A 23,036-nucleotide genomic window follows, 5' to 3' on the forward strand; every position below is an offset into this window, starting at 1 on the left:
GGGAAAGGCGGTGCACGGATGACGCGACCGGAAGATCCGGACGACCGGATGGAGACGCACCCGGACCTCGTCGATCCGAACTGGCGCAAGCACGCCGAGCTCGACGCTTGGCTGGGTGCCAAGAAGGAGATGAAGAAGCGCCGCAAGCGCGAACGCCGCTCCGGCGTCACCGCGGGCTACGGCTACGGCGCGCGCACTCCCAGCCGCTGGCCAGGTGTCCTCGCGGTCGGCGGCCTCGTCCTGCTCCTGGCGGCCGCCGTGATCGTCCACCAGCTCCAGGGCCACGGCGTCAACGAGTTCTGGTTCGCGGTGAGCCTCGGTACCTCCGCGTTCACGGGCACACCACCGGCCTGACCAGGCGGGCCCCGAGGCCGCGCCCCCGAGCGAGGGCCGCACCAGCGGCGAACGGCCGCCAGTGCGGCCTGCGCTCAGCCGCCGCCCCAGATGTCCTCGACGTACCGGTTCGAGGCGCGAAGCCCGGCGAGCCAGGCCTGTGCGTCGGCCTCGCCGGTGCCCGTCTTCTCGGCGAACAACTTGGTGAAGGCCGCTCGGACGCCCGGCGCCATCGTGTTCGCGTTGCCGCACACGAACACCGCCGCGCCGTCCTGCAGCAGCCGCCACACCTCGTCGCCCGCTGCCGCGATCTCGTGCTGGACGTACTTGCGCCCGTCGACCGGGGCGCGTGAGAACACGACGTGCAGCTTGGCGACGCCTTGGCGGTCGTATTCGCGCAGCTCGTCGGCGTACAGGAAGTCCTGGTCCGCGTTGCGGCAGCCGAAGAACAGCAACGACTCGGCGATCGGCACGCCCTGGGCGCGCATCGCCGCCCGCTCCTGCAGGAACCCGCGGAACGGTGCGAGCCCCGTCCCGGCCCCGACCATGATCATCGGGGTGTGCGGATTGTCCGGTGGCCGGAACTCGATCGTCGGGCGCCGCACGAAGACGAACACCGTGCTGCCGTCGGGGCTGCCCGCCAGGTAGTTGGAGCAGACACCCGAGAACGTGGTGTCGCCACCACCGCGCACGGGGGCGCGCAGCACACCCGTGGTGATGCTGGCCACCTTCGCGTCGGTCAGCGGCGAGGACGAGATCGAGTAGTAGCGCGGCCGCAGTGGAGGCAGCAGGTCGAGGTAGACGCCGAACGGCACGGCGCAGGCGGGGAACTCCTCCAGCAGGTCCAGCAGCGACCGCCGGGGCGTGAAGACCCGCTCCTGGTAGCGGGCCTGGGACGCCTCGTCGTCCCCGGCCAGCGACTCGAGCTCGGCGCGCTGGGCGGGGTCCTCGGTGTAGCCGGCGAGCACCTCGATGCCGGCCCGCGTGGCCACGTCCTGCAGCTCGACGCAGCTCGCGAGGATGCCGAGCAGCGGTGCGGACTCGTCGACGGGCAGGTGGGTGTGGTCTCCGCTGTTGGGGATGATCGTCGCGTACATGCCGCCGTCGAGCTGGAAGCGCTGCATCACCCGGCGGATCGGGTCGATGTGGTTGCGCGGCAGCACTCCGAGGTGGTCCCCGGCATGGAAGTCGGCGCCCTCGGGCAGTGCGACCTCGATGTGCTTGGTGGACCGCCCGCCGTCGGGCGCGTGGAGCTCGCGGTTGACCCGCACCAGGGCCGGCTGGGCCTGGTAGGACATGATCACCGGGTTGTTCAGCTGGCGGTTGACCAGCGTGATCGATAGCCGGGGGCCCGTCGTGGCCGGCTCGGCCGCGCTCTCGGGCAGGCCGGCGCTCGCGGCCACGTCGGCCCAGAGCCCGTGGTGCCAGGTGCGGTACTGGGCGTCGAAGTCGCCGTTCGCATCGCCCTCGCCCCGGGCGTGCAGCCGGGTGGCGCCGTGCGCGGCCAGCTCGGTGTCGATCAGCTTCGGCACCGCTTGGTAGGTGGCCGCCCATTCGGTGTTGCCGCAGCCGAACACGGTGTAGGACAGCCCCGCAGCGGCGTCCTTCGCGGTGCCGGGCCCGCGCAGCCAGTCGCAGAACTTGCCGGCGTTGTCCGGCGGCGTGCCGTTGTAGGACGACGTGACGATCACGGCCGTGCCCTGGGCAGGCAGCGCGTCCGCGACGTCGTCGAGCGCACTGAGGGTCACGGCGTAGCCGCGCTCGGTCCCCTCGCCGGCGAGCCGCGTCGCGATGCCTTCCGCGGTACCGAGGTTCGAGCCGTAGGCGACCAGCAGCGGGGTCTTGTGCGCGTCCGGCGCGAGCGCGACGCGCGGGGCCGGCGCAGCCGAGACGGACTTCGCCGGTGCCGCGGGGGCACCGCCGGGCCGGGTCAGCACGAACCCGGGGCGCGGGCGCACCTGGATGTGCATCTCGTCGGGCTTGATGGTCAGCGTCGTCTTGGTCTTGAGCTGGTAGTTCAGGTGGTCGATGAAGTCGAAGCGCTGCACGAGCATGCCGAGCACGAGCACGGCCTCCTGCATGGCGAACTGCCGGCCGATGCAGGCCCGCTGCCCCGTGCCGAAGGGCTTGTAGACGTCGGGCGACAGTGCCGCGAGCCGTTCGGGAGCCATGTGCTCGGGGTCGAACTCCTCGGCGTTGTCGCCCCACACGCTGCGGTCGCGGTGCAGCATCGGGGTGAGCACGGTCAACGGGACGCCGTGCTCGATCAAGTACCGGTCGCCGATCACGGTCTCCTCGAACGGCGTGCGCGTGAACCCGGGCGCGGTCGGCCACAGCCGCAGCGCTTCGCTCAGCACCTGCCGGACGTAGGTCAGTTTGTGGATCTGCTCGTAGGTCGGTTCGGCGCTGGTGCCGAACACCTCGTCGACCTCGGCGCGGGCGCGGGCCAGCACGTCGGGGTTCTTGAGCAGGTAGTAGATCGCGAAGGACAGCAGGCCGCTCGTGGTCTCGTGGCCGGCGATCAGGAAGGTGATGCACTGGGCCCGGATGTTCTCGTCGGGCAGCCGCTCGCCGCTCTTCTTGTCGACGCCGTTGATCATCTGGCCGAGCAGATCGTCCTTCTTGCCGGCCTCGCCCTCCGCGCGGCGCTCGGCGATGAGCTTGTCGACCAGGTCGTTCATGAAGGCCTGGTCCTCGTCCAGCTGCCGCTGCGCGTGGATCCGCAGCCGGGTCTGGATGGGCAGCCTGCGGGCCCGCGCCTGCGACTCGGTGAGCGTGCGGATCATCGCCGCGACGAACGGGTGCTGGGTTTCGCGGTAGAAGGAGTTGAAGCGGTAGCCGAACCCGCACAGCGCGATGGTGTCGAGCGTCAGCCGGGTCGTGTCGGCCGGCACGTCGACGTCCTCGTCCGGGTTCAGCCGCTCCCACTTGTCGACCAGCTGGCCTGCGATGTCCAGCATCATCGGCACGTAGTCGCGCATGGACTGCAGGCTGAAGGGCTTCATCAGGATGTTGTGCGCCCGGTGCCACAGCGGATCGTCCGTCTCGGCCGTGAACAATCCGGTGGAGGTCGCCGTTTGCCGCACGTTCGCGAGACCACCGCTGACCACCTTGTCGAAGCGCGAGTCGTCGCAGATCTCCTCGACCAGTGCGGCGCCGGACAAGATCAGCCGCGTGCCGCCGGGTGTGGTCAGCCGGAAGATCGGGCCGTACTCCCTGGCCATCCCCATCAGGCTTTCGAACGGGCTGTGGGCGTCGATGTCGAAGGCGTTGCCGACGAAGGGCAGCGCGCGCGGGCCCGGGATTTCGTCGATGGGGGTCTTGGTGGTCATGGCGTTCACTCCTTGGAGAGGTGCCCTTCGGCCGGCGAGGTCACGGCGCCGGCCCGGCTCGGCTGCGTGGTCCGCGCCTTGGCCTGGTGGGCCCGGACCACCGCCACGACGCTGACGACGAAGACCCAGCCGGGGAAGATGAGCGCGAAGATCGGGTGGAAGGTCCAGCTCAGCAGCACAGTCGCGGCGCAGAGGTAGCCGAACCACGCCAGCGGGCGCGCCAGCACACCTGCGGCGTTGAGCAGCGTCGTCGTGGTGATCATGTACATGCCGGCGACGCGGGCACCGAAGACGAACACCAGCCCGTAGCCTGCCGCGCTCAGCGCGCGCGCCACGTACACGGGCGGTAGCGGCGCCACTGAGAACTGCTTCAGCAGCGCGATCGCCCCGGTCAGCGCCATCCCCGAGAACAGCAGGATGATGAACGCCACCCCGGACGCCAACTGAAGCGCCCGCGGCATTTCCCGGTTCTGCGTGCCGGGCAGGGTGGCGATGAATTCACGCGTGGCCATCATGTGCCACAGGAAGACGATCCCCGCGAACGGCACGATGTACAGGCCGGCGGTCACCAATGCACCGGAACCACCGTCGGCGTAGAAATTCGCGTACTGGCTGTCCGCCACGGTCAGTCCCGGCGCCCGGTGCACCAGGACCAGCGCGACGGTGAACAACGCCGCGAAGAGGATCCCCGACCAGCCCGCGACCAGCGCATACCCAGGCCCGCGTCCGGTCTCCGCGGCAGCCCTCGCGTCCGCCCGGCTGCGGCGGATCCGCGTCCAAGCAGGCATCGGCGCCTCCCCACCACGCCATTCTTCCGGAAATGGCGCGCATATCAGCCGACTCAAAAAAATGGTGCCGTAGTACAGCACCGCGATCCTCATCGTCCTGCGTGGATCAAAGGGTTGTCAACAAGCGACGATTGCATCTGAAACGGCGTGAAAAACACTGATCAGATCCAGCTGATGGCGCTTCTGAAAAAGGCGTTACCGCTTCCGGTCGCTTTCGTTCGCTTCGTCCCGAGTCCTCGCACTTGCCCGGTCCGCACCCGGCCGAGGACCGCGGAGACCGAAGTCACGGGGTGTGGCCAAGGTCGCCCCTTCGCGGGATGCACAGGCCAGACTACACAGCCTAAACTGTGGATATGGCCACCGTACCCGCTCCCGTCGCCGAATCCGCAGGCTGGCTGCGCGGCGTCGTCGCGCAGCTGCACCGCCGGCTGCGGCAGGTCGACAACGCCGACAGCCTCACGCCGTCGCAGTCGGCGGCGCTCAACCGCCTCTACCGCGAGGGCCCCGCGACGCAGGGTGAGCTCGCCGCCGCCGAGCACGTGCGGCAGCAGTCGATGGCCACCACGCTCTCGGCGCTCGACTCGCTCGGCTACCTCGCCCGCTCGCGCGACCCCGCCGACGGCCGCCGGACCGTGCTGTCGGTGTCCGAGCTCGGCGCGAAGACCGTGCAGGGGATCCGCCAGCACCGCGACGAGTGGCTCGCCCACGCGCTCGCGGCCGAGCTGACCGCCGAAGAGTTGGAGACGGTGCGCCAGGCCCTGCCCCTGCTGCAACGCGTCGCCGAGCACTGATCATCCAGCGTGCCCGGCATCAGCGCCGGGACCCGAACACCGACGTCAGCGCGGACGCCGTGGAGGACACCCGATATTCCCCGACATCTCCAGGACGAAGGATCCGTGACGACCACCGCAACACCCCGAAAGGCACCGGCGAACTTCGGTGCCAAACTCGTCACCCCGCTGGTGGCGAGCGCGGTGCTGAACCCCATCAACTCCACCCTCATCGCCGTCGCGCTGGTGCCGATCGGGCAGAGCTTCGGCGCCGGGCCCGGCAAGACGGCCTGGCTGATCTCCGCCCTCTACCTCGCCACCGCCGTCGGCCAGCCCGTGGTCGGCCTGCTCGTGGACCGCTACGGCGCCCGCCGCGTGCTGCTCGGCGGCGCGTCCGTGGTGATCGTCGCCGGGATCGCCGGCATGATCCCGTTCTCCGTCGAGTGGCTCACCGGCGTGCGCGCGGTGCTCGGCATCGGCACCTGTGCCGGCTTCCCCGCCGCGATGGCCGTGCTGCGCAAGCGCGCCGACACGCTGGGCCAGGGCGTGCCCGCGCGCGTGCTGTCACTGCTCTCGCTCTCCTCGCAGACGATCATGGTCATCGGCCCGACGCTCGGCGGCGTGCTGATCACGCTCTTCGGCTGGCCGGCCATCTTCGCCGTGAACATCCCGCTCGCGGGCGCCTCGCTGCTGCTGGCGATCTTCTGGGTCCCCAAGGACGCGCCGGTGCGCGACGAAGCCACGAAACCGAAGCCCATCGACGTGCTCGGCATCGCGTTGTTCTCGCTCTCCCTGCTGGTGCTGCTGTGCTACCTGATGGCGCCGGGCATCGGCGACCTGTGGCTGCTCGCGGCGGCCGTCGCCGTCGGCGCGGCGTTCGTGTGGGCGGAGCTGCACACGCGGGTGCCGTTCATCGACCTGCGGATGCTCGCGGCCAACACCCCGATCCTGCGCACCTACCTGCGTCAGGCGCTGAGCTTCATGGTGATCTACGCGATCATGTTCGGCTACGTGCAGTGGCTCGAGGAAGGCCGCGGCTTCAGCGACGCGATCGCGGGGGCGCTGCTGCTGCCGATGTCGGTCGTGGCCGTGTGCGCGGCGGCGTTCTCGGGCCGCGCGACCGGGATCCGCAAACGACTGGTGGTGGTCGCCGTCGCGCTGCTGGCCGGTTCGGTCGCGCTGCTGTTCGTCGGCGACACGACGTGGCTGGGCGCGCTGCTCGGGCTGATCGCGGTGTTCGGCCTGGCCCAGGGCCTGACCAGCGTCGCGAACCAGACCACGCTCTACCGGGAGTCGCCCGCCGAGACCATGGGCACCGCGAGCGGGCTGTTCCGCACGGCCCAGTACCTCGGCGCGATCGTGGCCTCCACCGTGATCGCCCAGTGCTACGGCGTGCGCGCCGACTCGGCCGGACTGCACCACCTCGGCGCCGTGCTCGTGGTGATCAGCGCGCTGCTTCTGGTCGTGACGGTCGCCGACCGCGGGCTGAAGCTGGCCGAACGCCGCGAACGGGCGCAGCGCGCCTGACATCGCCGACGCAGATGATCGACGGCACGATCAGTGACCGTCGTCACTCCGAAGGTCGAACCTCTCAGCCGAACGGGTGGGTATCCAGGTCAAACAGCATCTTTCAAGTGTGAAAAACCAGACCCCGTGTCGGGGAATCCATGATCGAAGCGCACGATGGACACATGCACCGTGATGCGCCGAAACACGACGTGGACGAAGCCGACCTGAAGGTGGGCAAGCCGAAGACCTACGCGGCCGGCATCCCCGGCGTCGCTGTCTCGCTCCGGCGCGGCATCGAGCAGATGGGCCCCACGCGCACCGCGCTCACCCTGCGCCTGCTCAACCAGCGCGCGGGCTTCGACTGCCCGGGCTGCGCTTGGCCCGAGCCGCTCCAGGCCGACGGCGAGAAGCGCAAACTCGCGGAGTTCTGCGAGAACGGCGCGAAGGCCGTCGCGGAAGAAGCGACGCGCCGCCGCGTGGACCGCGAGTTCTTCGCCACCCACGCGGTCTCCGACCTGCAGGACAAGACGGACTACTGGCTGGGCCAGCAGGGCCGCGTCACCGAGCCGTTCGTGCTGCGCGAGGGCGCCACCCACTACGAGCCCATCTCGTGGGACGCTGCGTTCGACCTCGTCGCCGGCGAGCTGAACGGGCTGGCCAGCCCGCACGAGGCCGTGTTCTACACCTCGGGCCGCACCAGCAACGAGGCCGCGTTCCTCTACCAGCTGCTCGTGCGCTCCTACGGCACGAACAACCTGCCGGACTGCTCGAACATGTGCCACGAGTCGTCGGGCTCGGCGCTGTCCACCGGCATCGGCATCGGCAAGGGTTCGGTGTCGCTCGCGGACATCCACCACGCCGATCTGATCGTGGTCGTCGGCCAGAACCCGGGCACCAACCACCCGCGCATGCTCTCGGCGCTGGAGACGGCGAAGGGCAACGGCGCCAAGGTCGTGGCCGTGAACCCGCTGCCCGAGGCCGGGCTGATGCGGTTCAAGAACCCGCAGAACGTGCGCGGTGTCGTCGGCGAGGGCACCCCGCTGGCCGACGAGTTCGCGCAGATCCGCCTCGGCGGCGACCTCGCGCTGTTCCAGGCCGTGGGCCACCTGCTGCTGCAGTGGGAGGACGAGGCGCCCGGCACGATCATCGACCAGGAGTTCGTGAATTCCGCGACCTACGGGTTCGAGGACTGGGCGAAGAACCTGCTCGAGCTCGACTGGGCCGAGACGGAGAAGGCCACGGGCCTGCAGCGTGCGCAGATCGAGCACGTCGCGCGGATGATCGCCACGTCCGAGCGCACGATCTACTGCTGGGCCATGGGGCTCACGCAGCACAAGCACGCGGTGCCCACGATCTCCGAGATCACGAACCTCGCGCTGGCGCGCGGCATGATCGGCAAGCCGGGCGCGGGCCTGTGCCCGGTGCGCGGCCACTCCAACGTGCAAGGCGACCGCACCATGGGCGTCTGGGAGAAGATGCCCGAGACGTTCATGGACGCGCTCGACCGCGAGTTCGGCATCACCGTGCCGCGCGAGCACGGCTGGGACACCGTCGACGCCATCCGCGCGATGCGCGACGGCCGCGGCAAGGTCTTCTTCGCGATGGGCGGCAACTTCGCCTCCGCGACGCCCGACTCCGACCTCACGGCGAAGGCGCTGAGCTCGTGTTCCCTCACCGTGCACGTGTCGACGAAGCTCAACCGTTCGCACGTCGTCCACGGCACCACCGCGCTGATCCTGCCGACACTCGGGCGCACCGAGCGTGACGTGCAGGAGTCGGGACCGCAGTTCGTGACCGTCGAGGACTCGATGTCGCAGGTGCACGCCTCGCGCGGCCGGGTCAAGCCGGCGTCGGAGCACCTGATCTCCGAGGTCGCGATCGTCTGCCGGCTGGGCGAGCGGCTGCTGGGCGCCGACCACGCCGTGCCGTGGCGCACGTTCGAGAAGAACTACGACCTGATCCGCGACCGCATCGCGGGTGTGGTGCCGGGCTGCGAGGACTACAACCGCCGCGTACGCGAGCCCGACGGGTTCGTGCTTCCCCACGCGCCGCGTGACTCCCGCGAGTTCACGGGCACGGCCACCGGCAAGGGCACGTTCACCGTGTCGGAGCTGGAGTACCCGGAGGTGCCGGCGGGCCGGCTGCTGCTGCAGACGATGCGCAGCCACGACCAGTACAACACCACGATCTACGGCCTGTCCGACCGCTACCGCGGCATCGAGGACGGCCGGCGCGTGGTCTTCGTCCACCCGGACGACCTGGCCGAGCTGGGCATCGCCGACGGCGAGATCGTGGACCTGGTCTCGGAGTGGCGCGACGGCGACCGCCGCGCACCGCGCTTCCGCGCCGTGTCCTACCCGACCGCTCGCGGCTGCGCGGCGGCCTACTTCCCGGAGGCCAACGCGCTGGTGCCGCTGGACTCCGTCGCGGAGAAGTCGAACACGCCGGTGTCGAAGGCGGTCGTCGTCCGGCTGGAGCCGCACCACCACTCGTGACCCTTCCGCGGTCCGGTCACGCGGGGGTTTTCCGGCGTGACCGGGCTGTGGCGGCGAGCAGCACGCCGAGTGCCGCGCCGAGGGTGTTCAGCAGCAGGTCGTCGACGTCGGCGCTGCGGCCCACGAAGTACTGCACGATCTCGATCGCTGCCGAGAATCCCGCCAGCGCCGCGATCACGGCGGCTTTCCGGCGCGTGACCACGGTCGCCAGGAACCCCAGTGGCACGAACAACGCGATATTGCCGGCGTTGTTGATCAGCCCGAGGCGGCCGTTGGCGTTGCGGGCCTCGTCGACGATCCCCGCGAACGGGACCAGATTGAGGTTCTCGGGCGGGCTGAGGTGCCCAGGCCGGAGCGTGATGGCGAGCACCACCAGAACGGCGGCGGCGAGCAGCCAGCGGGCCCAGGATCGCATCGGTCCAGTCAACCAGCCCGTTCCGCGGCACCACCGCCCCGACACGCCGACCAGGTCCGGTGCCGGTCAGTCCACGCAGTTGTTCCCCGCGCCCGTGATCGGAGTGTCACCCGAGCCCCCCGCGCCGGCGCCGCCGCCGGTGGGGTTGCCGCCGGGGGACGCGCCCGGGCCGGAGTAGACCTGGCCGAGGGTGACCTCGATGTGGCCGGCCGGGACGTCGGGCGACTCGGCGGTGGCGAGGCCCCCCAGGAGCTTCGCCACCGCCTGGCCCTGGGGGGCCAGCGCGGCGCCGTACCGGACCAATGAGGTGCGGCGCGCGGTGGCGTTGCCGGTGGTGCCCGGAGTGAAACCGTTGCCCTTCACCACATCCGAGACGCGCTGTGCGAGGCCGCTCGTGCCGCCCGCGTTGGAGACGTCCACCACGAAGCCGGCCTGCTTCGCCGGAGAAGCAGGCGGTGCGCCGATCAGGCCCGCCGCGAACGCCTTGACCTGTGCGGGATCCACCTGCACCGCCGTCGCCCGGGGATTCGTTTTGCTGTAGCGGTAGTCGGGGTTCACCACGGGGATCGTCGTGAACTGGATGCCACCGCCGGAAATGCCGCGCAGCTGCCCGATGAAGTCGAGCAGGTTCCAGGAATCGTCGAGGACCACGGACTTCTTCACCGCGTCGATGAGCGCGCCGAGCCTGCCCGGATTGGCGAGCGTGCCGGCCGAAAGCACCTGGTGCGCCAGCGAAGCGAGGAACACCTGCTGCCGGCGCATGCGGCCGAAGTCGGTGCCCTTGACGCCGTCGCGCTGGCGGACGAAGGCCAGCGCGTCCGCGCCCGAGATCTTCTGCGGCCCCGCCGGGAAGTTCGCACCCGAGTTGCGGTCTGACGTCGCATTGTTGAGGCAGACCTCGACGCCGCCGACGGCGTTGCTGATGTCGTAGAAGCTCAGCAGGTTGACCTCGGCGAAGTGGTCGATCTTCACGCCTGTGAGGTCCTCCACCGCTTGCCGCGTGGCGCGGCGCGCGGCGGTGAGCGACTCCTGCTCGATCTTGGTCTTGTCGGTCTCGCCCGCGGCGTGCAGTTTCGAGACCTCCAGGGCCTTTCCGTGTCCGTACGCGGCGTTGATCTTGCCCTTGTCGCCGCCGGGCAGTGTCACGTACGAGTCGCGCGGAATCGAGAAGGCCTTCACCGTCTGCGTGCCGTTGGGGATGCGCAACACGATGAGGGTGTCGGTAAGGTCGTCGCCGTTGGCGCCCGCGCGCAGTTCACGCAGCACGTCGGGCGAGAGCGGGTTGCCCTGGTCGTCAGTGCGCGAGTCGCGGCCGACCAGCAGGATGTCGAGCGAGCCGTCGGCCGGCTGTTCACCGGGTGCCGGCTCGTCGCCGGCGTCGATCACGCTGCTGCGCTTGACGTCGTCGAGTGAGCTCAACGTGGAGTAGCCGTAAGCCGTGCCGGTGAACACCACGAACGCCAGCACCGACACGACGATCTTTCCTGCGATCCGCACGCCCTACCGACGCCTCGCGCACCGGTTCTGCTGCACGCGTGACCCAGTTCACATTTCAGCGTTCACATTTCAGCGCAGGTACGACGCGCCGTTCAGGTCGAGGATCGCGCCCGAGGCCCAAGTCGCCTCGGCCGAGGCCAGGTAGACGACCGCGTTGGCGATCTCCTCCGGCTCCGCCACCCGGCCGAACGGGCTCTGCTCCCGCACGGCGTCGGTGATCCGGTGCGCGACGCGTTCGGTCGCGGTGAACCCGGGCGCCACCGACGTGACCGAGATCCCGTGCGGCGCCAGCTCGATCGCGAGCGACTGGCCGAGCGCGTGCAGCGCGGCCTTGCTCGCGCCGTACGCGGGGTGCTCGGGTTCACCGCGGAACGCGCCGCGCGAGCCGACGTTCACGATCCGTCCCGGCGCTTTCCGCGCGATGAGGTGGCGCGCGACGTGGAACGAGATGTTGGCGGCACCCATCAGGTTGACATCCAGCGTGCGGCGCCAGACTTCCTGCCAGTGCGCGTAGCCGACGGTCGCGACGGGCGTCGACGTCTCGGGTGTGGTGCCGACGGCCGCGTTGTTCACGAGCACGTCGACGCCGCCGAGCTGCTCCTCGGCCGTGTCCGCGATCCGTTGCGCCGCTTCGGGATCGCCGAGGTCGCCGCCGATCAGCACGTGGCCGCCGCCCGGGAGCGCGGCCAGTGTCTCCTCGGCGGCCGCGGCGTTCGATCCATAGTGGACGGCCACCCGGTCACCCCGGGCGGCGAAGGCGTGGGCGATCGCGCGGCCGATGCCGCGGGAGCCGCCGGTGACGAGGACGTTCACTTCGCGAACAGCTGCGCTTCGTCGCGGAACGCCTTGAACTCCAGGGCGTTGCCGGCCGGGTCGTGCAGGAACATCGTCCACTGCTCCCCCGGCTCGCCCGCGAAGCGCTGGTACGGCTCGATCACGAACTCCGTGCCGGCGCCGCGCAGGCGACCGGCGAGCTCGTGGAAGGAGTCGACGTCGAGGACCAGGCCGAAGTGGGGCACGGGCACGTCGTGGCCGTCCACGGGGTTGCGACCGGCCTCGGCTTTCGCGCCGGGCACCACGTGCGTGACCACCTGGTGGCCGCGGAAGTCCCAGTCCACCCACGCGTCCGCCGACCGGCCCTCCGCCAGCCCCAGCACCCCGCCGTAGAACGCGCGGGCACGGGCGAGGTCGTCGACCGGGATGGCGAGGTGGAACGCGGGGCGCATGGGCTCTCCTTCGGCTCACGGTGGCTCCCTCACCTTGAAGTGCCCATGTCCGAATGTCAACATTGACCGATGGACGCCACACCGTTGCGGAAAGCGGCGCGCCGCGGCCTCGCCGAGGAAGCCGCCGACCGCGTGCGCGACGCGATCTTCGCCGGCCACTTCCCACCCGGCGCGCCCCTGCGTGAGGTCGAGCTCGCCGCGTCGCTGGAGGTCAGCCGCGGCTCGGTGCGCGAGGGCCTCGCCCTGCTCACCCGCGAAGGCCTCGTCCGCGGCGGCTGGCACCGCCCGACCACGGTCGTCGAGGTAACCGCGGTGGACGTCGAAGAGGTGTATTCCGTGCGCGCGGCCCTCGACCGCCTGGCCGCGGTCACGGCTCGGGCGCGGTCCTCTGTGGACGCTCTGGCCGCGCTGGACGACCTCGTCGCGGCGCTGTCTTCCGCGGTCGCCTCCGGCGCGGACGGCCCCCAGTTGCTGGCGCTGGACATCGCTTTCCACGACCGCGTCTACGCCGCCGCGGGCAACCGTCGCCTGACGGAGGCGTGGGAGGCGGTGCGTTCGCAGGTGTTCTTGTTCCAGCTGCAGCGGGTGTCCCTGGGCAGCTCGCAGTACCGCTCCCACGTCGTCGCCGAACACCGCGAACTGGCGGCCCTCATCCGCGACGGCGACGCGGCCGAACTGGACCGCGTCGCCACCGACCACGTGGACTCCGCGCGGCGCCGGCTGCTGGCGGAGCTCTAACCGTCTACTGTAGACGCCAACGCGGCTTTCACCTTGGCGTTGCTGGTCATGCTCATCGTCACCACGGTCATCGTCAGCAGGACCGCCGCGGCGGCGAAGTACGGGGTGCGCAGGCCCGCCGCCGAGGCGAGCCAGCCGCCCAGCAGCGCGCCGAGGGGGCCGGCCGACGTCGCGACCAGGCGGGAGGCCGCGGCGACCCGGCCCATGAGCCGGCCCGGGACGATCACCTGGCGCAGCGACCAGCCGAGCACCATGGTGGTCGCCATGCCGCAGCCGCAGAGGGCGAACATGGCGCCGGCGAGCCACGGGCTGTCCGCGAGCCCGAAGACGAGGATCGACCCGCCCTCCACGACGGCCGTCAGAGTGAGCGCCGTGCCCGTGCCCAGCAGCTTCTCGAGCGGTCCCGCGACGACCATCGCACCCAGCACCCCGCCGACGGCGTCGGCGGCGAGCAGGAAGCCGTAGCCGAGGGCGGACAGGCCCAGGGTGTCCTGCGCGAACAACACCAGCACCGCACCCACCGCGCCGAACGCCAGGTTGCCGACCGCCGGCCGCAACGCCAGGCCGAGCAGCAGCCGGTCCCGGACGACGTACCGGAACCCCTCCTGCGCCTCCGCCCACACACTGCGGCCCTCGACGCGCTCGGGCACCGGCGTCGACGGCAACGTCCGGATCAGCAGCGCACTCGCTACGAACGACACGGCGTCGACCACGAACGGCACCGTCCGCGCGAGCGAGAACAGGAAGCTGCCCACCGGCGGCCCCGCGAACTGCCCGGCCGCCGTCGACGCGCCGCGCAGGCGTCCATTGGCGCGGCGCAGCAACGTCTGGTCGCGCCCGAGCAGATCCGGCAGGTAGGCCTGCGAGGCCACGTCGAAGAACAGCTGCCCCGCGCCGAGCAGGAACGCCAGTATCAGCAACGCCGGGATCCCCAGCGCCCCGACCGCCCCCGCCACGACCGCGAGCACCAGCAACCCCGCCTGCCACAGATCGGCGAGCCACATCGTGCGCCGCCGGTCCCACCGGTCCACCAGCGCGCCCGCCACCAGCCCCACCACCAGGTGCGGCAGCAGCATCGCCACCGACACCAGGCTGATCACGACGGGATCTTTGCTCAGCGCCACGGCGAACAACGGCAACGCCGCCGCGTACGCCCCATCCCCCAACCCGGATACCGTCGCCGCCGTCCACAGCCGCGCGAAGGCGGGCGGCATCTTGGGCGCCGCACCCGAACGGCGAAAGACACTCATCACCGCAGTCATCGCGCCGCCCCCTCACCAGGCCGGAAGAACGCCACCGCGATTGTCGCCGCGGGCTCGGCGGGTTCGCGTGCCGCGTGCATCTCGTCGAGGAGCTCGCCCAGCCGCTGCTCGAACTCTGCGAACCGGGCCTCGCTCAGCCGCAGGTGCTTCAGCCGCACCAGCCGCGGCGACCCGTCAGGCGCGGTCGCCAGGTCGTCGATCGCGTGCTGCATCAGCACGTCTCGCTGCCCCGGCGCGGGATCCGGCAGCTCGATCGTCCGCGCGACCATCCCGTAGTACCGCTCCACCACGCCGCGCACCTTGCGAGTGCGGACCACGTGGATGAGCCCGGCGCGCTCCAGCACGCGCACGTGGTAGCTCGAGCTCCCTTTCGCCAGATCCAAGCGCGCGGCGATCTGCGTGATCGTCGCGGGGCCGTCGCGCAGCACCGCGAGCACGCGGTGGCGCACCAGGTTGTTCACAGCGCGCAGTTGTTCGGTAGTCCGCACCTCGACGCTGTCGGAGGGCGGAACGTAGTCGTCCCCAGTCACGAGAGCCAATGGTCAACGACTCTTGACCATTTGTCCAGCGCCTTTCCGGACGAAGCCGTTACGATGATCGCGGCCACCGAGGGACACCATGGACATGCCCGCGTCACGGCGCCAACTTCAGCGTGGCAGGGCAACCACGGCACAACCTGCGGTCGTCGCACGGGCCTCAGTATGTGCGGACGGTTCCCGGGCGATCCTGAGTAGACGTTGCTCATCACGGCTGTCCGTCGAGCAGCCGCCGGCGGAACGAAAAGAGCGCGACCGCCGGCACGTCGTGCACCGGTGGTCGCGCTCCTCGGCAGACCCGGGTAATCCCGATCAGCGGGCCATCAGCTGCTGAACAGATCGATGACCTTCAGGATCAGCTCGTAAACGCCGTACACGAACGGCACCAGCACCCACAGCCAGGCGACCACGAGCAGCAAGGTGCGCCCGCCCGAGCGGCCTTCCACGTCCGGTGTGCTCATCACGCCTCACTCCCCACCTGGGTGCTCGCCACGGGCTCGTGGAACTTCGCCTTGACCGGCCGCACGAACTCGTTGGCGATGAAGCCGACCACGAGCAGCGCGATCATGATGTAGAACGACGTCGCGTAGAGGTCCGGACCACTCTTGCCCGCGGACTTCTCGCTGTCGGCGATGCCGTCGACGATCAGCGGCCCGAGAACGCCGGCGACCGACCACGCGGTGAGCAGCCGGCCGTGGATCGCGCCGACCTGGTAGTTGCCGAACAGGTCCTTCAGGTACGCCGGCAGCGTCGAGAAACCGCCGCCGTAGAAGGAGAGGATCAGCATCGCGCACAGCACGAACAGCAGCTTCGACGAGTTCGTGGTCAGCGCGATGACCAGGTACAGCACCGCGCCGACGCCGAGGTAGAAGCGGTAGATGTTCTTGCGCCCCACCGCATCCGAGACCGACGACCAGACGAACCGGCCCAGCATGTTGGTGAGCGAGAGCATCGCGACGAAACCGGCGGCGGCCGCCGTGCTGACCGGCGCCGAGGTGCCCTTGAAGAAGTCCGAGATCATCGGCGCGGCCTTCTCCAGGATGCCGATGCCCGCGGTCACGTTGAGGCACAGCACGATCCACAGGCACCAGAACTGCGGCGTCTTGAGCGCGTTGGCGGCCGAGACGTTGTGCGTGGAGATGAGCTTCTTGGTCTCCTGAGCCTTGGGCTCCCAGCCCGCGGGCTTCCACCCGTCGGCCGGCACTCGCACGAGCAGCACGCCCATCGTCATGAACACCGCGTACACGACACCGTGGATCAGGAACGCGACCGCGATGTCGCTCGTGGTCGGTGCCGAGCCGAGCATCGCCGAGGACCACGGCGATGCGATGAGCGCGCCGCCGCCGAAGCCCATGATCGCGATGCCCGTGGCCATGCCGGGCCGGTCGGGGAACCACTTGATCAGCGTCGACACGGGTGAGATGTAGCCGATCCCGAGGCCGATGCCGCCGATCCCGCCGTAGCCCACGACCACGAGCCAGAACTGCCCGGTGGCCACGCCGAGCGCCGCCACGAGGAAGCCGGTGCCGAAGCAGATCGTCGCCACGAACATGGCCCAGCGCGGGCCGTTCTTCTCCACGAGCGTGCCGCCGAACGCGGCCGAGAGGCCGAGCATCACGATGCCCAACTGGAACGGCAGCCCGGACTCCGTGCCCGAGAGGTGCATGGTCTTCTCGAGCGGAGTTTTGAACACGCTCCACGCGTAGGCTTGACCGATCGAGAGATGGATCGACAACGCCGCGGGAGGGACCAGCCAACGGGTCCAGCCAGGCGGTGCGACGATACGAGAGCGGGCCAGGAAGCCGAGGGCCATCGTCAGACTCCTCCGAACTGTGAGGTGATGGTGGGAATGTATTACTTATTCCCCGACGTTGCATCGGCTGGGTGTCGTAGATCGTCTGCGCACGTCTTCACAGGCCGTTGAAAGGTGGACAGATGGGCAGGGTGACCGTGCGACGGCCGGTGCGGAGGATTTCCTCGACCGGCGAACGTCGTCGCCCCGACTCACTGGCGGCCGAAGAGCCGTTGGAGATCCGCGTCGGCGGCAAAGCACTCGCTGTGACGATGCGCACTCCGGGTCACGATGTCGAGCTGGCCCACGGCTTCCTGTTGTCGGAGGGCGTGCTCGGCTCCCGTGAGGACATCGCGGCCGCGCGCTACTGCGACGGCGTCGACGACCAGGGCCGCAACACCTACAACGTGCTCGACGTGACACTCGCGCCCGGAGTGGCACCTCCGGACGTCGGTGTGGAGCGCAACTTCTACACCACATCCTCGTGCGGCGTCTGCGGCAAGGCCGCGCTCGACGCCGTGAAGCTGAAGAGCCGCTTCTCCCCCGCGGACTCGCCGTTCGAGGTGAAGACCGACGTGCTGGTGAAGCTCCCGGACACGTTGCGGGAACAGCAGAAGGTGTTCAAGTCCACCGGCGGGCTGCACGCGGCCGCACTGTTCACTCAGGACGGTGAGCTCGAGGTCGTGCGCGAGGACGTCGGGCGGCACAACGCCGTGGACAAGGTGCTCGGGTGGGCCTTGCAGGCCGGCCGGATCCCCGCGCCCGACTGTGGGCTGCTGGTCTCCGGCCGTGCCTCGTTCGAGCTGGTGCAGAAAGCGGCGATGGCCGGGATCGGTCTGCTCGCCGCCGTGTCCGCTCCGTCCTCTTTGGCCGCTGAGCTGGCCGAGGAGAATGGGATGACGCTCATCGGTTTCCTGCGTGGCGACAGCATGAACCTCTACACGGGCGATCAGCGGGTGCTGACGTAGGCCGTTCGGTCTAGCCGATCGGCACCCAGTTGCCGTGGAAGCCGTGGGGCACGCGGTCGGGCAAGTGCACGGCCGCGACAGGCTCGAGCGTTCCCGCGTCGAGCAGCGCCAGGTCGCTGCGCTGGGTGGCCGCGTCGAAGACGAAACCCATGAGCACGCCTTCGTCCTCGGCAGCGTCCACACGGGACGGAACGAACACGAACTCGCCGGGCACGCGGCCGGGGCCGAACCCGTGCCGCTGGGCGGTTCCGTTGCGCAGGTCGTGCTTGTAGACCGCGCCGGTGAGGTTCGAGAGCCCGTCCACGGCCACCGCGTAGCCGTAGCGGTGCGCGCGCCCGACGTGACGCTCGTCGACGCGCGGGAACTCCTGCCCGTGCTCGTCGATCCGTTCTTCGAGGACCTTGCCCGCCGTGAGGTCGACGGTCCAGCGGTCCAACGTCGGCTCGCCTTCGGTCGGGCCGTGCACGCCGTGGTCGAACACCTTGGGGTGACGTACGACGTGGAGCACGACGCGGTCGCCGTCGTCGTAGGCGTTGAGCGGGTGGAATACGTAGCACGGCTCGACGTCGAACCAGCGCACGTCGGCGTTGTCCCCGTCGCGCGGCATCACGCCGACGCGTGCCGGGTACTCGGGATTCCAGCGGTACGGCAGTGAGCTCACGCCCCGGCCGGAGCGCGCGGTGACCGGGTCGGGCACGTCGACGTGGGCCGGCGTCTGGTTCGCGTCGAAGGTCACGGGAAGGTCGTAGAAGACGACGTGTTTTTCGGTGAGCGAGAAATCGTGCATCATCGGCCGGCCCGTCACCTCGATGTCCACGACGCGCCGCGCCCGCCCGTCGGTGCCGACGACCGAGTACCGCACGCGATTGCCGAGGCCGAACGTGTACGTGACGGCGTGCAGCTCGCCCGTGCCCGGATCGCGCTTGGGGTGGGCCGTGTAGTCGCCCGGCAGCGTCCCGTCGAAGTCGCACGCGCCGACGGTGTCGAGCTCCTCGGTGAGCTCATACGCCGGCAGGCCGCCCTCGATGAGCGCCAGCGTGCGCCCGGCGTGCCCGATGACGTTCGTGTTGGCCCCGATGCCCATGTTCGGCGCCTCCGGCCCCTCCCCGAGCAACCCCGCGACGTGCGGCGTGCGGATCCAGCGGTTCCGGTACCACTCGGCCCGCCCGCCCCGCAGGCGGACGCCGTGGACCATGCCGTCGCCGAGGAACCAGTGGTAGCTCTCGGGGTCCTGCCGCGCGAGCGGGTTGGGCCCGTTGCGCAGGTAGCGGCCGTCGAGGTAGTCGGGCAGCTCCCCGGTCACCTCGAGCCGCGTGGCGGTGTGCTCGTGGGTGACGGGGGCGAAGTTGCCTTCGAGGAACTTGTTGGTCATGCGAGATCCTTCCATAACAGTGTTATTCATTGATAACAGAGTTATGGAACGGTCGCAAGGGCCGGGTTTTCAGGACTGGCGCCGAGGGCGCGGACTCTGCACGATGATCGGTGGCGCCAGGCAACGCGCGGATGGTGAGCTGCGTCCAGGTGGGTGGGAGTTTCCTGCGGTGGTCTGGGACGGAGGCCGAGGTGGACGGACGGGTCGACCGCCGGGCCATGCGCGGCGCCGTTTCCGGGGCCGAGGCCGCCGTGGGCAGCCTGAGTGCCCGCCGCGCGTCCGTCGCCGTCGCCGGGACAGAGGCCGCGTGAACGGCCGCGTCAGCCGTCGCACCGCGATCGCCGCCGGGGCCGCGGGCCTGGGCGTCGCGGGGCTCGCCGCGGCGACGGCAGCGGGGCTCACGCCTCTCGGTCAGGCGTTGCAGGTCCTCGGCGTCACCACCGACTCACCGGTCACCCAGGTCGGTTCGCTGCGCGTCGAGCGGGTGCACTCCGCCGCGAGGGGCCGCGACGTCGACCTCGTTCTCTTCCTGCCGAGCAAGAAGCCGCCGCTCGACCTGCCGATGTCCCTCATGCTGCACGGCCTGCACGGCAACGCCCGCAGCGCCGCCCCCAGCGGCCTGCTCAAACAGCTCGCCACGGACGTCGCGCGCAAGGCCGTGCCCGCGCACGGCTACGTCGCCGTCGACGGCGGGGACAACTACTGGCACGAGGTCCGCCCCGGCGACGACCCCATGGCGATGCTGCTGGAAGAAGTCCCGCGCTGGCTCGCGGCCCGCGGCCTCGGCGGCGCGCACGGCCTGCCCTTCGCCTGCGCCGGCGTCTCGATGGGCGGCTTCGGCGCGATGGTCTACGGCCGCCGCCGCGCCGAACGTCGTCAACCGCCGGAGGCCATCGCGGCCATCTCGCCGGCGCTCATCACGAACTGGCCCGAGATGGCCAAGCGCCACATCTTCACCGGCCAGACCGACTGGACCTCGCTCGACCCGCTGCGCCACCTCACCGCCCTGCGCGGCATCCCCACGGCCCTCTGGTGCGGCACGGAGGACTCCTTCATCACCGGCGTCCGCCGCTACATCGCGGCCACCCACCCGGCCGTCGGCTACACGGCGAAGGGCATCCACAGCGACACGTTCTTCCACTCCGTCGTGCCGAGCCTGGTGAGCTTCGTCGGGAAGCACGTGCCGCGCGCGGTGTGAGGCAGCGGGCACGCTCCAAGCGCGACGGACGCCCCCTTGAAGTCAGTTCCGCGCCACCAGCACCAGCACGATCAACCCGGTCACCAGCCCGCCCGCACTCAGCCGCGCAACACGAGCCTCAGGAAGACACCCACCGAGCCACCACCGAGATCAACCAGAACCCCACCATCGTCGCCAACGCCGTCAGCAGCGCCCACCGCAGTTGCAGCCGACGGGTCTCCGCCACGCGCAGGAAGCGCAGGAAGTACCAAGCCAAGGCGAACAACGGCAACGGGATCAGCGGCAACGCCGACAACCGCGTCCCCACCGCCACCAGGCAGACGACCGCGAAGACGGCCAGCATGATGTTGCCCGCGCGGTACAGCCACGGGAAGCGCGTCAGGATGGACGCGACGACTCGCTCGCTCAGTTCGACGATGCCCACCGACGGCGCATCAGTCGACGCAGGCGGAGGCGAAGTGGCCTCATCCTCGTCCGACACCGAGGCGGTGGTGTTGTCCCCTGGGGCTGCGGTCAGCGGCACGGTTGTCATCCTGTCCATTATCGCGCGTGCCGCGAACAGCCTGGCAGCGGACTCCCGCAAACGGCTCAAGCCGATCAGCTAACGGCTCAGGCCGACTTCTCACCACGCTCGCTGCGGGCCCGCCGGGACGGCTGCCGCGCGACGATCGTGGGGTTCACGTTCTCCCGCACGGTCTGCTCGGTGATCACGACCTTCGCCACGTCGTCGCGGCTCGGGATGTCGTACATGACCGGCTGGAGGACTTCCTCCATGATCGCGCGCAGGCCGCGGGCGCCCGTGCCGCGCAGCATGGCCTGGTCGGCGATGGCCTCGAGCGCCGCGTCGGTGAACTCGAGCTCGACGTTGTCCATCTCGAAGAGCTTCTTGTACTGCTTCACCAGGGCGTTGCGCGGCTGCGTGAGGATCGAGACCAGCGAATCCTTGTCCAGGTGGTTCACCGTGGCGACCACCGGGAGGCGGCCGATGAACTCCGGGATCAGGCCGAACTTGATCAGGTCCTCGGGCATCGTCTCGGAGAAGACGTCGCTGCCCTCGATCTCGGCCTTGGTGCGGATCTCCGCGCCGAAGCCGAGGCCGCGCTTGCCGACGCGCTCGTTGATGATCTTCTCGAGCCCCGCGAACGCACCGGCCACGATGAACAGCACGTTGGTGGTGTCGATCTGGATGAACTCCTGGTGCGGGTGCTTGCGCCCGCCCTGGGGCGGCACCGACGCCGTGGTGCCCTCGAGGATCTTCAGCAGCGCCTGCTGCACGCCCTCGCCCGACACGTCGCGCGTGATCGACGGGTTCTCCGACTTGCGGGCGATCTTGTCGACCTCGTCGATGTAGATGATGCCCGTCTCGGCGCGCTTCACGTCGTAGTCGGCGGCCTGGATCAGCTTGAGGAGGATGTTCTCGACGTCCTCGCCCACGTAGCCGGCCTCGGTCAGCGCCGTGGCGTCCGCGATGGCGAACGGCACGTTCAGCAGCTTCGCGAGCGTCTGCGCCAGGTAGGTCTTGCCGGTACCGGTCGGCCCGAGCATCAGGATGTTGGACTTCGCCAGCTCGACGGGCTCGTCCTTGGAGTCCTTCGGCCCGGCCTTGTCGTCGGCCTGGATGCGCTTGTAGTGGTTGTACACCGCGACCGCGAGCGTCTTCTTCGCGTCGTCCTGGCCGATGATGTACTGCTCGAGGAACTCGCGGATGTCCGCGGGCTTGGGCAGCTCGTCGAGCTTCACCTCGCCGGCTTCGGCCAGTTCCTCTTCGATGATCTCGTTGCAGAGGTCAATGCACTCATCGCAGATGTAGACCCCGGGGCCGGCAATGAGCTTCTTCACCTGCTTTTGGCTCTTCCCGCAGAAAGAACACTTCAGCAGGTCGCCGCCGTCACCGATCCGTGCCATGGCCGTTGACCTCGTCCCCTCCGGTGCGCGGTACGCACCTGACACTGTCTTGCCGCTCCGGTCCCGCGCCGACTGCTTTCACACCGACCGGCCGAAGCTTCACGCACTGCCACTGACGGTACCCGTCCGAAGCCGCGAGCGGGAACACCCGGGTGAGGAGAAGGCACGTCAGAGGTCGACACTAGACCAGAGAACCGGTGCGTGTCGCCGATTCGACGCGCACCGGTTCCGTGATCAGTTGGCGGAGGCCTTCCGGTACGGAAGGACCTCGTCGATCAGGCCGTAGGCCTTGGCCTCGTCGGCGGTCAGGATCTTGTCCCGCTCGATGTCGGCCCTGATCTGGTCGGGCTCCTTGTTCGTGTGCTTCGCCAGGATGACCTCCATCTGGCGGCGCACGCGCTGGATCTCGTTGGCCTGGATCTCCAGGTCCGAGACCTGCCCGTAGGTGCCCTCGGTGGCCGGCTGGTGGATCAGCACGCGCGCGTTGGGCAGCGCCATGCGCTTGCCCGGCGTGCCGGCCGCCAGCAGCACCGCGGCGGCCGAAGCGGCCTGGCCGAGGCACACCGTGGAGATGTCCGGGCGGATGTACTGCATGGTGTCGTAGATCGCCATCAGCGACGTGAACGACCCACCCGGGGAGTTGATGTAGATGCTGATGTCGCGGTCCGGGTCCTCGTGCTCGAGGTGCAGCAGCTGGGCCATCACGTCGTTGGCCGACGCGTCGTCCACCTGCACGCCGAGGAAGATCGTCCGCTCCTCGTACAGCTTGTTGTACGGGTTGGACTCCTTGACGCCGTAGCTCGTCCGCTCGACGTACGACGGCAGGATGTACCGCGACTGAGGAGTCTGCGGAGCCCGGAAGTCACCCGGGAGCCGGTAATTGCTCATGAGAGGTCTCCT

General features: G+C 69.8%; 21 protein-coding genes. 7 read left to right on the forward strand and 14 right to left on the reverse strand.

Annotated features, from left to right (window positions below):
• Nucleotides 1-18: 18 nt before the first annotated feature.
• Nucleotides 19-354: a hypothetical protein gene (locus K1T34_RS03725; protein WP_220242899.1), complete on the forward strand. Its 336-nt coding sequence runs from the start codon at nucleotides 19-21 to the stop codon at nucleotides 352-354.
• 74 nt (nucleotides 355-428) lie between these two features.
• On the opposite strand, the gene K1T34_RS03730 is transcribed toward K1T34_RS03725, so the two are convergent.
• Both K1T34_RS03730 and K1T34_RS03735 read right to left on the reverse strand, forming a co-directional pair.
• Nucleotides 429-3,665 (reverse strand): bifunctional cytochrome P450/NADPH--P450 reductase, encoded by a 3,237-nt coding sequence (locus K1T34_RS03730; protein ID WP_220242900.1) that lies wholly within the window; start codon nucleotides 3,663-3,665, stop codon nucleotides 429-431.
• A 5-nt stretch (nucleotides 3,666-3,670) separates the two neighbouring features.
• A complete protein-coding gene (locus K1T34_RS03735) occupies nucleotides 3,671-4,453 on the reverse strand; it encodes a hypothetical protein (protein WP_220242901.1) in 783 nt (260 codons plus the stop codon).
• Nucleotides 4,454-4,806: 353 nt separating this feature from the next.
• Here K1T34_RS03735 and K1T34_RS03740 point away from each other — a divergent pair, with 353 nt between their 5' ends.
• The 3 genes from K1T34_RS03740 to K1T34_RS03750 all read left to right on the forward strand — a co-directional run bounded on the left by K1T34_RS03740 (nucleotide 4,807) and on the right by K1T34_RS03750 (nucleotide 9,227).
• A complete protein-coding gene (locus tag K1T34_RS03740) occupies nucleotides 4,807-5,244 on the forward strand; it encodes a MarR family winged helix-turn-helix transcriptional regulator (RefSeq protein ID WP_220242902.1) in 438 nt (145 codons plus the stop codon).
• Nucleotides 5,245-5,415: 171 nt separating this feature from the next.
• Nucleotides 5,416-6,750 carry an MFS transporter gene (locus K1T34_RS03745; protein WP_220246978.1) on the forward strand — a complete coding sequence of 445 codons (1,335 nt, stop codon included), beginning with the start codon at nucleotides 5,416-5,418 and terminating at the stop codon, nucleotides 6,748-6,750.
• Between the two features lie 164 nt (nucleotides 6,751-6,914).
• The gene (locus K1T34_RS03750) at nucleotides 6,915-9,227 is read left to right on the forward strand and encodes an FdhF/YdeP family oxidoreductase (protein ID WP_220242903.1); all 2,313 of its coding nucleotides are present in this window, start codon (nucleotides 6,915-6,917) and stop codon (nucleotides 9,225-9,227) included.
• Nucleotides 9,228-9,243: 16 nt separating this feature from the next.
• Here the strand turns inward: K1T34_RS03750 and K1T34_RS03755 are convergent, their stop codons facing one another.
• From K1T34_RS03755 to K1T34_RS03770, 4 genes are all read right to left on the reverse strand, one after another.
• A complete protein-coding gene (locus K1T34_RS03755; protein WP_220242904.1) occupies nucleotides 9,244-9,642 on the reverse strand; it encodes a VanZ family protein in 399 nt (132 codons plus the stop codon).
• A gap of 66 nt (nucleotides 9,643-9,708) precedes the next feature.
• Entirely contained in the window at nucleotides 9,709-11,139 is a 1,431-nt protein-coding gene (locus K1T34_RS03760; RefSeq protein WP_220242905.1) for an LCP family protein, read from the reverse strand.
• 69 nt (nucleotides 11,140-11,208) lie between these two features.
• Nucleotides 11,209-11,952 carry an SDR family NAD(P)-dependent oxidoreductase gene (locus K1T34_RS03765; RefSeq protein WP_220242906.1) on the reverse strand — a complete coding sequence of 248 codons (744 nt, stop codon included), beginning with the start codon at nucleotides 11,950-11,952 and terminating at the stop codon, nucleotides 11,209-11,211.
• The gene (locus K1T34_RS03770; RefSeq protein ID WP_220242907.1) at nucleotides 11,949-12,365 is read right to left on the reverse strand and encodes a VOC family protein; all 417 of its coding nucleotides are present in this window, start codon (nucleotides 12,363-12,365) and stop codon (nucleotides 11,949-11,951) included. Before K1T34_RS03770 ends, K1T34_RS03765 begins: the two co-directional genes overlap by 4 nt.
• Before the next feature lie 69 nt (nucleotides 12,366-12,434).
• Between K1T34_RS03770 and K1T34_RS03775 the strand changes: the two genes are divergently transcribed.
• Nucleotides 12,435-13,103 carry a GntR family transcriptional regulator gene (locus K1T34_RS03775; protein ID WP_220242908.1) on the forward strand — a complete coding sequence of 223 codons (669 nt, stop codon included), beginning with the start codon at nucleotides 12,435-12,437 and terminating at the stop codon, nucleotides 13,101-13,103.
• Here K1T34_RS03775 and K1T34_RS03780 read toward each other — a convergent pair.
• From K1T34_RS03780 to K1T34_RS03795, 4 genes are all read right to left on the reverse strand, one after another.
• The gene (locus K1T34_RS03780; protein WP_220242909.1) at nucleotides 13,100-14,353 is read right to left on the reverse strand and encodes an MFS transporter; all 1,254 of its coding nucleotides are present in this window, start codon (nucleotides 14,351-14,353) and stop codon (nucleotides 13,100-13,102) included. The genes K1T34_RS03775 and K1T34_RS03780 overlap by 4 nt on opposite strands.
• Nucleotides 14,354-14,361: 8 nt before the next feature.
• A complete protein-coding gene (locus tag K1T34_RS03785; RefSeq protein ID WP_255638285.1) occupies nucleotides 14,362-14,895 on the reverse strand; it encodes a transcriptional regulator in 534 nt (177 codons plus the stop codon).
• A gap of 329 nt (nucleotides 14,896-15,224) precedes the next feature.
• On the reverse strand, nucleotides 15,225-15,362 hold the full coding sequence (locus K1T34_RS03790; protein ID WP_220242910.1) for a hypothetical protein: 138 nt from the start codon (nucleotides 15,360-15,362) through the stop codon (nucleotides 15,225-15,227).
• Nucleotides 15,362-16,714 carry an OFA family MFS transporter gene (locus K1T34_RS03795; protein WP_220242911.1) on the reverse strand — a complete coding sequence of 451 codons (1,353 nt, stop codon included), beginning with the start codon at nucleotides 16,712-16,714 and terminating at the stop codon, nucleotides 15,362-15,364. The genes K1T34_RS03790 and K1T34_RS03795 overlap by 1 nt, the downstream gene beginning before the upstream one ends.
• Nucleotides 16,715-16,836: 122 nt before the next feature.
• Between K1T34_RS03795 and fdhD the strand changes: the two genes are divergently transcribed.
• Complete coding sequence (fdhD, locus tag K1T34_RS03800) at nucleotides 16,837-17,661, forward strand: formate dehydrogenase accessory sulfurtransferase FdhD (RefSeq protein WP_220242912.1); 825 nt, start codon at nucleotides 16,837-16,839, stop codon at nucleotides 17,659-17,661.
• 10 nt (nucleotides 17,662-17,671) lie between these two features.
• Here fdhD and K1T34_RS03805 read toward each other — a convergent pair whose 3' ends face one another.
• Nucleotides 17,672-19,033 carry a carotenoid oxygenase family protein gene (locus K1T34_RS03805; protein WP_220242913.1) on the reverse strand — a complete coding sequence of 454 codons (1,362 nt, stop codon included), beginning with the start codon at nucleotides 19,031-19,033 and terminating at the stop codon, nucleotides 17,672-17,674.
• A gap of 307 nt (nucleotides 19,034-19,340) precedes the next feature.
• On the opposite strand from K1T34_RS03805, the gene K1T34_RS03810 reads away from it, so the two are divergent.
• Nucleotides 19,341-20,231, forward strand: coding sequence for an alpha/beta hydrolase family protein (locus tag K1T34_RS03810; protein WP_255638286.1), 891 nt, complete (start codon nucleotides 19,341-19,343; stop codon nucleotides 20,229-20,231).
• A gap of 118 nt (nucleotides 20,232-20,349) precedes the next feature.
• On the opposite strand, the gene K1T34_RS03815 is transcribed toward K1T34_RS03810, so the two are convergent.
• The 3 genes from K1T34_RS03815 to K1T34_RS03825 form a co-directional block, all read right to left on the reverse strand.
• Entirely contained in the window at nucleotides 20,350-20,763 is a 414-nt protein-coding gene (locus tag K1T34_RS03815; protein WP_220242915.1) for a hypothetical protein, read from the reverse strand.
• A 77-nt stretch (nucleotides 20,764-20,840) separates the two neighbouring features.
• Nucleotides 20,841-22,136, reverse strand: coding sequence for an ATP-dependent Clp protease ATP-binding subunit ClpX (gene clpX, locus K1T34_RS03820; RefSeq protein ID WP_220242916.1), 1,296 nt, complete (start codon nucleotides 22,134-22,136; stop codon nucleotides 20,841-20,843).
• Nucleotides 22,137-22,370: 234 nt separating this feature from the next.
• Entirely contained in the window at nucleotides 22,371-23,024 is a 654-nt protein-coding gene (locus K1T34_RS03825) for an ATP-dependent Clp protease proteolytic subunit (protein ID WP_220242917.1), read from the reverse strand.
• Nucleotides 23,025-23,036 lie beyond the last annotated feature (12 nt).

The sequence above is a fragment of the Amycolatopsis sp. DSM 110486 genome, assembly GCF_019468465.1.
In the GTDB taxonomy this organism is placed as follows: Bacteria; Actinomycetota; Actinomycetes; order Mycobacteriales; family Pseudonocardiaceae; genus Amycolatopsis.

Excerpts from the sequence above, each read along its gene's own strand:
- K1T34_RS03725 (WP_220242899.1), top strand. The coding sequence starts at position 19 with ATGACGCGACCGGAAGATCCGGACGACCGGATGGAGACGCACCCGGAC.
- K1T34_RS03730 (WP_220242900.1), bottom strand. The coding sequence starts at position 3,665 with ATGACCACCAAGACCCCCATCGACGAAATCCCGGGCCCGCGCGCGCTG.
- K1T34_RS03735 (WP_220242901.1), bottom strand. The coding sequence starts at position 4,453 with ATGCCTGCTTGGACGCGGATCCGCCGCAGCCGGGCGGACGCGAGGGCT.
- K1T34_RS03740 (WP_220242902.1), top strand. The coding sequence starts at position 4,807 with ATGGCCACCGTACCCGCTCCCGTCGCCGAATCCGCAGGCTGGCTGCGC.
- K1T34_RS03750 (WP_220242903.1), top strand. The coding sequence starts at position 6,915 with ATGCACCGTGATGCGCCGAAACACGACGTGGACGAAGCCGACCTGAAG.
- K1T34_RS03755 (WP_220242904.1), bottom strand. The coding sequence starts at position 9,642 with ATGCGATCCTGGGCCCGCTGGCTGCTCGCCGCCGCCGTTCTGGTGGTG.
- K1T34_RS03770 (WP_220242907.1), bottom strand. The coding sequence starts at position 12,365 with ATGCGCCCCGCGTTCCACCTCGCCATCCCGGTCGACGACCTCGCCCGT.
- K1T34_RS03775 (WP_220242908.1), top strand. The coding sequence starts at position 12,435 with ATGGACGCCACACCGTTGCGGAAAGCGGCGCGCCGCGGCCTCGCCGAG.
- K1T34_RS03780 (WP_220242909.1), bottom strand. The coding sequence starts at position 14,353 with ATGAGTGTCTTTCGCCGTTCGGGTGCGGCGCCCAAGATGCCGCCCGCC.
- K1T34_RS03790 (WP_220242910.1), bottom strand. The coding sequence starts at position 15,362 with ATGAGCACACCGGACGTGGAAGGCCGCTCGGGCGGGCGCACCTTGCTG.
- K1T34_RS03795 (WP_220242911.1), bottom strand. The coding sequence starts at position 16,714 with ATGGCCCTCGGCTTCCTGGCCCGCTCTCGTATCGTCGCACCGCCTGGC.
- fdhD (WP_220242912.1), top strand. The coding sequence starts at position 16,837 with ATGGGCAGGGTGACCGTGCGACGGCCGGTGCGGAGGATTTCCTCGACC.
- K1T34_RS03805 (WP_220242913.1), bottom strand. The coding sequence starts at position 19,033 with ATGACCAACAAGTTCCTCGAAGGCAACTTCGCCCCCGTCACCCACGAG.
- K1T34_RS03815 (WP_220242915.1), bottom strand. The coding sequence starts at position 20,763 with ATGACAACCGTGCCGCTGACCGCAGCCCCAGGGGACAACACCACCGCC.
- clpX (WP_220242916.1), bottom strand. The coding sequence starts at position 22,136 with ATGGCACGGATCGGTGACGGCGGCGACCTGCTGAAGTGTTCTTTCTGC.
- K1T34_RS03825 (WP_220242917.1), bottom strand. The coding sequence starts at position 23,024 with ATGAGCAATTACCGGCTCCCGGGTGACTTCCGGGCTCCGCAGACTCCT.